The sequence below is a fragment of the Streptomyces lonarensis genome, assembly GCF_012033735.1.
GTDB classification, from domain to species: Bacteria; Actinomycetota; Actinomycetes; order Streptomycetales; family Streptomycetaceae; genus Streptomyces; species Streptomyces lonarensis.
This window is the reverse complement of record NZ_JAAVJD010000260.1, coordinates 1-7,015: the sequence shown is the minus strand read 5'-3', so window position 1 is coordinate 7,015 and position 7,015 is coordinate 1. Positions and strand designations below refer to the sequence as shown.

At 72.1% G+C, this 7,015-nt stretch carries 8 protein-coding genes; 4 read left to right on the top strand and 4 right to left on the bottom strand.

Going from position 1 to position 7,015, the window contains the following annotated elements:
- Positions 1-36 precede the first annotated feature (36 nt).
- The 4 genes from HCN56_RS22185 to HCN56_RS22170 all read right to left on the bottom strand — a co-directional run bounded on the left by HCN56_RS22185 (position 37) and on the right by HCN56_RS22170 (position 3,881).
- Entirely contained in the window at positions 37-435 is a 399-nt protein-coding gene (locus HCN56_RS22185) for a DUF6479 family protein (RefSeq protein ID WP_167973902.1), read from the bottom strand.
- 11 nt (positions 436-446) lie between these two features.
- Positions 447-1,655, bottom strand: coding sequence for a baeRF2 domain-containing protein (locus tag HCN56_RS22180; protein WP_167973900.1), 1,209 nt, complete (start codon positions 1,653-1,655; stop codon positions 447-449).
- Positions 1,656-2,095: 440 nt separating this feature from the next.
- Positions 2,096-3,268: a glutathione-independent formaldehyde dehydrogenase gene (locus HCN56_RS22175; protein WP_167973898.1), complete on the bottom strand. Its 1,173-nt coding sequence runs from the start codon at positions 3,266-3,268 to the stop codon at positions 2,096-2,098.
- Positions 3,269-3,461: 193 nt separating this feature from the next.
- Positions 3,462-3,881 carry an ATP-binding protein gene (locus HCN56_RS22170; protein ID WP_312871367.1) on the bottom strand — a complete coding sequence of 140 codons (420 nt, stop codon included), beginning with the start codon at positions 3,879-3,881 and terminating at the stop codon, positions 3,462-3,464.
- 205 nt (positions 3,882-4,086) lie between these two features.
- Here HCN56_RS22170 and HCN56_RS22165 point away from each other — a divergent pair, with 205 nt between their 5' ends.
- The 4 genes from HCN56_RS22165 to HCN56_RS22150 form a co-directional block, all read left to right on the top strand.
- Positions 4,087-4,968, top strand: a complete 882-nt coding sequence (locus HCN56_RS22165; RefSeq protein WP_167973896.1) for a helix-turn-helix domain-containing protein — start codon at positions 4,087-4,089, stop codon at positions 4,966-4,968.
- Entirely contained in the window at positions 4,961-5,170 is a 210-nt protein-coding gene (locus tag HCN56_RS22160; protein ID WP_167973894.1) for a DUF397 domain-containing protein, read from the top strand. The genes HCN56_RS22165 and HCN56_RS22160 overlap by 8 nt, the downstream gene beginning before the upstream one ends.
- Before the next feature lie 108 nt (positions 5,171-5,278).
- Positions 5,279-5,806, top strand: coding sequence for a flavoprotein (locus HCN56_RS22155; protein ID WP_376770912.1), 528 nt, complete (start codon positions 5,279-5,281; stop codon positions 5,804-5,806).
- Positions 5,807-5,917: 111 nt separating this feature from the next.
- Positions 5,918-7,015 (top strand): LLM class flavin-dependent oxidoreductase (locus HCN56_RS22150; protein ID WP_167973890.1); only part of this gene is annotated, 1,098 nt, incomplete at its 3' end.

Sequence of the window (7,015 nt, the reverse complement as noted above, 5' to 3'; positions counted from 1 at the left end):
ACCGCGTCCGGACCGCCGGGCGGTCCGGACGCTCACTCACCCACCGCGGTGGCCGCGCTCCCCGTCGCCGTGCTCCGACGCGTTCCGCTCCCGGTCGCCGCCGGCGGCCCGGTCGCCGGGGCCGCGGTCCGCCGGGGTGCCCGGCGTCGAGCCGTAGGGCTGCAGCTCGTGGGGGCGCAGCCGCCGCCCGTCCTCGGCGAAGCCGGGCTCCGCCGGGTGCTCCATCACCTCGCCGACCGGGCCGCCGGGGGGCGGCTTCGGCTGCTCCTCGGGCCGCGGTGGCGGCGACTCCCTCCGCCGCAGCCTGATCCCGTACCAGACCGCCCCGGTCAGTACCGCGACCACGAACAGCCCGATCACGAACGGGCCGATACCGACCAGCAGGTCGCGTTCGGCCGCGAGGTGGACCGTTACCGCGTGAGAACCGCCGTGCATGTGGTGCCTCCTCAGCCGCCGGCAGCAGTCGCCGGCTGCCCGCTCGCTTCGTCCGTCTCCAGGTCGTCGGCCGTGGCCGCGCCCGTGCCGTTGCCGTTGCCTTCATGGGCCCAGCGCAGCAGCGCGCCGAGGCCGCCGCTGGGCAGTTCGCCGTCCCCGTGCGCCTCCGGGTCCAGCACGACCACATCACCGCCGGCCGCGATCACCGCCCGCAGCAGCGCGTCGTCCGCCCGCGCGGACAGCGGGTCGTCCGCCCCCAGCGAGCGGGCGTCGGTGCGGCGCATCGCCAGCTGGTCGGGCTCGCCGCCGATCCACACCTCGCGGTTGTGGTCGGCGCCGCCCGGCACGATCAGCAGCGTCGCTATCCGCCGCTCCCGCGCCGCCTCCACCAGCGCCGGCACGCCCTCGGTGGCGGGGGTGCCGCCCGAGCCTGCCAGCCCGGCGCGGAACCGCTCCACCAGCGCGGCCTGGTCGGCCTCGCGGCGCTCACGGAGCAGCCGCGCGACCTCCTCGTCGAGGAGCGGGGTGTCGGCGCCCGGCGCCCGGCCGCCGTGGTTGGTTTCCACCACGCGCTCGGTGAGCGCCTGCGGCAGCCGCTCGTGGACGCTGCGCCGCTGCCGCTCGTCGCCGACGAGCAGAACCAGATCCGCCTCGGTCTCGACCGCGGTCCGCGCCAGCTCGTCGGCGGTCTCCGACGCGTTGCGCTCCCAGGTGTTCTCGACGGCGGTCTGGAAGCGGCGTTCCGACCAGTCGGAACTGGTGGTCTTGTTGACCGGCCAGTCCTCGCCGTCGACCCGGCCGACGATCTCGTTGCCGCGGGAGTGGCGCAGCTCGAAGTCGGCGCCCTGGCGGTCCACGTAGGCGACCAGGCAGACCCGGGTCTCCTCCGCCATCTCCACCAGGGGCGTCAGTCTCGGCAGTGGGCTCCAGGCGGCCTCGGGCTGCGGGGGAGCGGTGCCGAGCGGGACGGTGCGGACCACCTGTCCGGCGGCGGCGAACACGGCGCGTCCGGGCGGGCCGGGCCGCAGCTCGCTCAGCTCGCGGTAGACGCCGTCGCTCTCGGCGTCGCCCGCGCCCTGTTCGGCGAGGGCGCCCTTGGCCTGCCGGGCGGCCAGCTCCTGATGCGTGGCGGCGTCGGGGCCGGGGGTCACGTTCGCCAGGTAGGCGGACGCCCAGGGGCCCGGGGTGCGGACAACGGGCTCCAGAAAGGCGAGATCCATCGATCCTCCTGATCCGTGGGGAAACACATGCTGTTCGGATACCGGGGGGAAGGGGAGTGGGCGCGTCTGCTTCTGCTCCGTACTGCCGGTCGGGGGCGTCCGATCGGCGGGGCCGGGTCGTGCGGATGGGGCGAGGTCGTGGTCTCGGGGCCGTGATCTGTTCGTTACCGGTCCGCCTGCCCCAGGTGCCGCGGGGTATCCCTCCCGATCGGTGGTGTTTCGCCGCGCCCGGTGCGCGGGTGTCGCCGTCGCCCCTCGAAGGCGGACCCAGAAGGCGTCGACTCCTGAGGGTGTCGGCTCCCGAGGGTGTCGACTCCTGAGGGTGTCGGCTCCTGAGGGTGTCGGCCCCTGAGGGGGTCGGCTCCCGATCCCGAGGGGCTGACGGCCGCCCGCGCCGCCGGTCGGGCGGGCGGACGGCCGTCACCGAGGACGACCGGCACTCAGACGCCGGCCATCGTCCGACCCGAGCCGTTGCTCATCGCGGCGGGCTTGAGGAGGACCTTGGTCCACCCCTCCTCGCGCCGGTCGAACCGCTCGTACGCCTCGGGGGCGTCGGCCAGCGGCAGGTGCTGGGAGACGACGAAGGACGGCTTCGCCCGGCCGGCGATGATCATGTCGCGCAGCTGGCGGTTGTACGCCTTGACGTTGGCCTGGCCCGTCCCCATGCGCTGGCCCTTCTCGAAGAACCTGCCCATGGCGAACGTCAGCTGCCCGTTGCGGGCACTCTCGTTCGGGCCGCCGGGGTCGGCCGGCACGTACAGCCCCACGACGCCGAGCATCCCGGTGGGGCGCACCGCCTCCACCAGCGTGTTCAGCACCATGGCCGGCTGCTCCTCGCCCGCCGCGACCGTGGCCTGGTAGCCGACGGCGTCGATCCCCTTGTCGCAGCCCTCGCCCTGGGTCATCGCCTTGATCTGCTCGGCGGCGTCCCCTTGCGTGTAGTCGACCGGGGTGGCGCCGATCTGGGAGGCCAGCCGCAGCCGGTCGGGCACCCGGTCCACGACGAAGACGCGGGAGGCCCCGCGCAGCATCGCCGAGTAGGCCGCCATGAGGCCGACCGGGCCGGCACCGAAGACGCAGACGCTCTCGCCGGGGGAGACGTCGGCCAGCTCGGTGGCGTGGTAGCCGGTCGGGAAGATGTCCGCCAGCAGCGCGAAGTCGTCCTCGTGCTCCTCGCCGGGCGGCAGGACCAGGCAGTTGAAGTCGGCGAAGGGCACCCGCAGGTACTCGGCCTGGCCACCCTTGTACGGGCCCATGGAGACGTAGCCGTAGGCCCCGCCGGCGAACCCCTCGTTGACCGTGAGGCAGAAACCGGTCCGGCCCGCGAGGCAGTTCTTGCAGAAGCCGCAGGCGACGTTGAAGGGCATCACCACGCGGTCGCCCTTCTTGACGCGGACGACGCCCGAGCCCACCTCGGTGACGATCCCCATGTTCTCGTGGCCGAACACGATGCCCGGTTCGGCGCCGGTGCGGCCCTCGTACATGTGCAGGTCGGACCCGCAGATGCAGCTGGTGGTGATCTTGACGATCACGTCCGTGGGGGCCTCGACCCGGGGGTCGTCGACCTCTTCCACCGCCACCTGGTAGGCCCCCTGGTAGACCACTGCTTTCATCGCTCCTCCTCCGCCGCGGGTGCGTGCGCCGGCGCCGGCCGCCGCATGTCGGAACCGCCGAGTGCCCGCACCGAAACGGGCTAAACGGTGGAAAGTGCGGCGATCTGTGCGGGGGGCTCCGCGTGCGGGGGTGCTCCGCGTGCGGCGTGCGAATGAGGGCTGGGGTGGGGGTCGGGGTGGTGGCTGCGGTGTGTCAGTCCGGTGGTTCGGCGGTGGTGACGCGGCAGCGGAACCAGACCCACTTGCCCTCGCGGGTGAGGGTGTAGCCGACGCCCGCGGTCATCTCGCGGAGGAGCCAGAGGCCGCGCCCGCTCTCGGCAGTCCAGTCCGGCGCGCGGACGGCCGGGACCGCGCGCGACCGGTCGAACAGTCTGACGGTCACGAAGGGCCCCTCCCGGCGCAGGTTCAGCAGGCACCGCCGGTCGTCGACGTGGCGCACGACGTTGGAGAGGAGCTCCGAGACCCCGAGTCGCACCACGTCGGTGGCGGCGGGGTCAGCCCCCAGCGTGGTCGCCACCGCGGCCACCCGGTTGCGCCACCAGGCCACCTCGTCGGCGTCCGCCACTATCGCCGCGCCGTAGGCCTCGCGACGCACCTGCTCGTCGAAGCTCACGGTCACGGCCACCTCCGGGGGTGAAAGAGCCAGCGAGTGTCATCACCCACTGTGCTCTCTGTGTCACCAACAGCCTCACGCATCGACTGGCGCATCGTCAAGCACATGCCTGGCAAATTGCCACGCATGTGTTGCGCGGCGGGTGTGCACGGGGGGTAGTTCGTTGAGTACGCTCGTCGTCCCCCATTCGGCAGGAGGTGCGGCGATGCCGGCCACAAGGAGTGGAGCGCCGCTCACCGCGCGGCGGAGGCTGGGAGCGGAGCTGCGCACGCTCCGGGATCGGCACGGTCTCACTGCTGAGGAGGTCGCCGGAAAACTCGGTTGTCACTTCTCCAAGATCACGCGGGTCGAACTCGGTCAGCGGGGCTGTGGGAAATCCGATTTCGACGCGCTGATGGAGGTCTACAGCGTCAGCGGTGAGCGCCAGGCGGAGTTGCGCGACCTGTTGGTGCGGAGCACTCAACGGTTGCCGCCGTGGTGGCGGACCTACACGGATGTCATCAGCGCCAACTACGCCGAGTTCCTGGCGTTCGAGGCGGAAGCGCTCACCTGCCGCGAGCACCAGATCCACTTCGTGCCCGGTCTGGCACAGACAGCGGCTTACGCGCGCGCAGTGACCGCGGACGGCATCGCACCGCTCGGCCCCGACCAGGTGGACGCGCTGGTCGAGGTCCGCATGCAGCGCCAGGAACGGTTGGCGGGTGACGACGCCATGCGGCTGGAGATGCTGCTCATGGAGTCCGCGCTGCGGCTGAGGGTCGGCGGTGCCCGGGTCATGGTCGCGCAGCTGAGTCATCTGGCGGAGCTTGTCGAGGCGGAGAACGTGACTCTCCAGGTCGTCCCCTGGAGTGCGGGCGCGCGAGGGGCGAGCACGGGCGCGTTCACGCTGTTCTCGACGGATCGCGATCGCTCCGGTGATGTGGCGTTCACCGAATCAGCGGAGGCGACCACGGTTCTGCGGGACGATCCCCTCGCCGTTCGGCGGCTGGGGCGCCTCTACGAGAACTTGTCCGCGGTGGCGTTGTCCGTCGAGGACAGCGTCGCCATGGTCCATCGGGTGAGGAAGGAGATGATGCGGGATGCGTAGTCCCGGGGGCGAGGGGGCGGTGCCGGAGCTCGCTTGGTGGCGCAGCTCCTATACGGCAAGCAACGGCAACTGCGTCGAGGTGGCGCGCGTGCCCGCTGCGGTAGCGGTCCGGGACTCGAAGCGTCCGGGTGACGCCGTCGCTTTCGTATCGCGTAGCGCCTGGGTCGGATTCGTGGCGGCGGTGGCCGAGGGGCGTTTGTAGCGGCGCCTTCGTACGGCCCGGTGCGCGGCCGGTTGCGGGCGGTGGTCGTCGTCCTGGTCGTGGTCGCAGACTTGCGCACACCGGCCCGGACAGTGTGGACTCATGGACATGCCCCGGGTCCTGTACCTCATAGCCACCGCCGCCGGACCGACCCAGTTCGTGGACCGTGGAGTGCGCGTCGCGCAGGAGGCGGGCTGGGACGTGTGCCTGGTCTTCTCGCCGATCGCCGCCACCTGGTGGTGGGGTCGGATGGACGAGCTGGAGGCGCTGACCGGTCACCCGGTCCGCCACCGCTACACCGAACCCGACGAGGACGCGCCGGACGTGCCGCCGGCCGATGCCATGCTCGTCGCCCCGCTGACGACGACCAGCCTCTGCCGCTGGGGCGCCGGGATCACCGACTCGCTGTCGATCGGGCTGCCGGCCGAAGCTGTCCACCTGGGGACGCCGGTGGTCGCGATGCCCTACTGGAGCACCGCGATCGGTACCCAGCCCGCCGTGCCCAAGGCGGTGGCCACTCTCCGGGAGCAGGGGGTGCGGGTGCTGCTGGGGGAGGGCGGCTTCGAGCCGCACCACCCGCGCGCCGACGAACCCGCCGCCTTCCCGTGGAAGCTCGCGGTCGAAGCGCTCGGCTGACCGCGCCTACCGAGCCGGGCGAAGCCGCCGGGCGGGGGTCCCGGTGGGAATGTCCGAGGGCGGTCGTGCGTTCATTAAGTTGAAATTTCAAGCACGCTGAGAGGGCGCCCCATGCAGTTCGGCATCTTCACCGTCGGCGACGTCACCACCGACCCCACCAACGGCCGCACCCCCACCGAGGCGGAACGCATCAAGGCGATGGTCGCCATCGCCGTCAAGGCCGAGGAGGTCGGCCTCGATGTCTTCGCCAGCGGCGAGCACCACAACCCGCCGTTCGTGCCGTCCTCGCCGACCACCATGCTCGGCTACATCGCCGCCCGCACCGAGCGGCTCATCCTCTCCACCTCCACGACGCTGATCACCACCAACGACCCGGTGAAGATCGCGGAGGACTTCGCGATGCTCCAGCACCTGGCGGACGGCCGGGTCGACGTGATGATGGGCCGCGGCAACACCGGCCCGGTCTACCCGTGGTTCGGCCAGGACATCCGGCAGGGCATCCCACTCGCCATCGAGAACTACGCACTGCTCCACCAGCTGTGGCGTGAGGAGACCGTCGACTGGGAGGGCCGCTTCCGCACGCCGCTCAACGGCTTCACCTCCACACCGCGCCCCCTCGACGGCGTGCCGCCGTTCGTCTGGCACGGCTCGATCCGCTCGCCCGAGATCGCCGAACAGGCCGCCTACTACGGCGACGGCTTCTTCGCCAACAACATCTTCTGGCCCAAGGAGCACTTCCAGCGGCTGATCGACCTCTACCGGCGGCGCTACGCCCACTACGGGCACGGCACGGCCGAGCAGGCGACAGTCGGACTCGGCGGCCAGATCTTCATGCGCCGCGACTCGCAGGCCGCCGTCCGCGAGTTCCGCCCCTACTTCGACAACGCGCCCGTCTACGGGCACGGCCCGTCGCTGGAGGAGTTCACCGACCAGACGCCGCTCACCGTCGGATCGCCGCAGCAGGTCATCGAGAAGACCCTGACCTTCCGCGAGTCCTTCGGCGACTACCAGCGGCAGCTGTTCCTCGTGGACCACGCGGGCCTGCCGCTGAAGACCGTGCTGGAACAGCTCGACCTGCTCGGGGAGATCCTGCCGACCCTCCGCGAGGAGTTCGCCCGGCAGCGCCCCGCCGCCGTCCCCGACGGCCCCACCCACGCCGCGCGCGTGGCAGCGGCCCGCGACGGCGCCGCCGACCCGGCAGCGCCCGCC

What these genes read in the sequence shown, in the direction of transcription:
- HCN56_RS22185 (WP_167973902.1), bottom strand. Translation starts at nt 435, where the DNA reads ATGCACGGCGGTTCTCACGCGGTAACGGTCCACCTCGCGGCCGAACGC.
- HCN56_RS22180 (WP_167973900.1), bottom strand. Translation starts at nt 1,655, where the DNA reads ATGGATCTCGCCTTTCTGGAGCCCGTTGTCCGCACCCCGGGCCCCTGG.
- HCN56_RS22175 (WP_167973898.1), bottom strand. Translation starts at nt 3,268, where the DNA reads ATGAAAGCAGTGGTCTACCAGGGGGCCTACCAGGTGGCGGTGGAAGAG.
- HCN56_RS22165 (WP_167973896.1), top strand. Translation starts at nt 4,087, where the DNA reads ATGCCGGCCACAAGGAGTGGAGCGCCGCTCACCGCGCGGCGGAGGCTG.
- HCN56_RS22160 (WP_167973894.1), top strand. Translation starts at nt 4,961, where the DNA reads ATGCGTAGTCCCGGGGGCGAGGGGGCGGTGCCGGAGCTCGCTTGGTGG.
- HCN56_RS22155 (WP_376770912.1), top strand. Translation starts at nt 5,279, where the DNA reads ATGCCCCGGGTCCTGTACCTCATAGCCACCGCCGCCGGACCGACCCAG.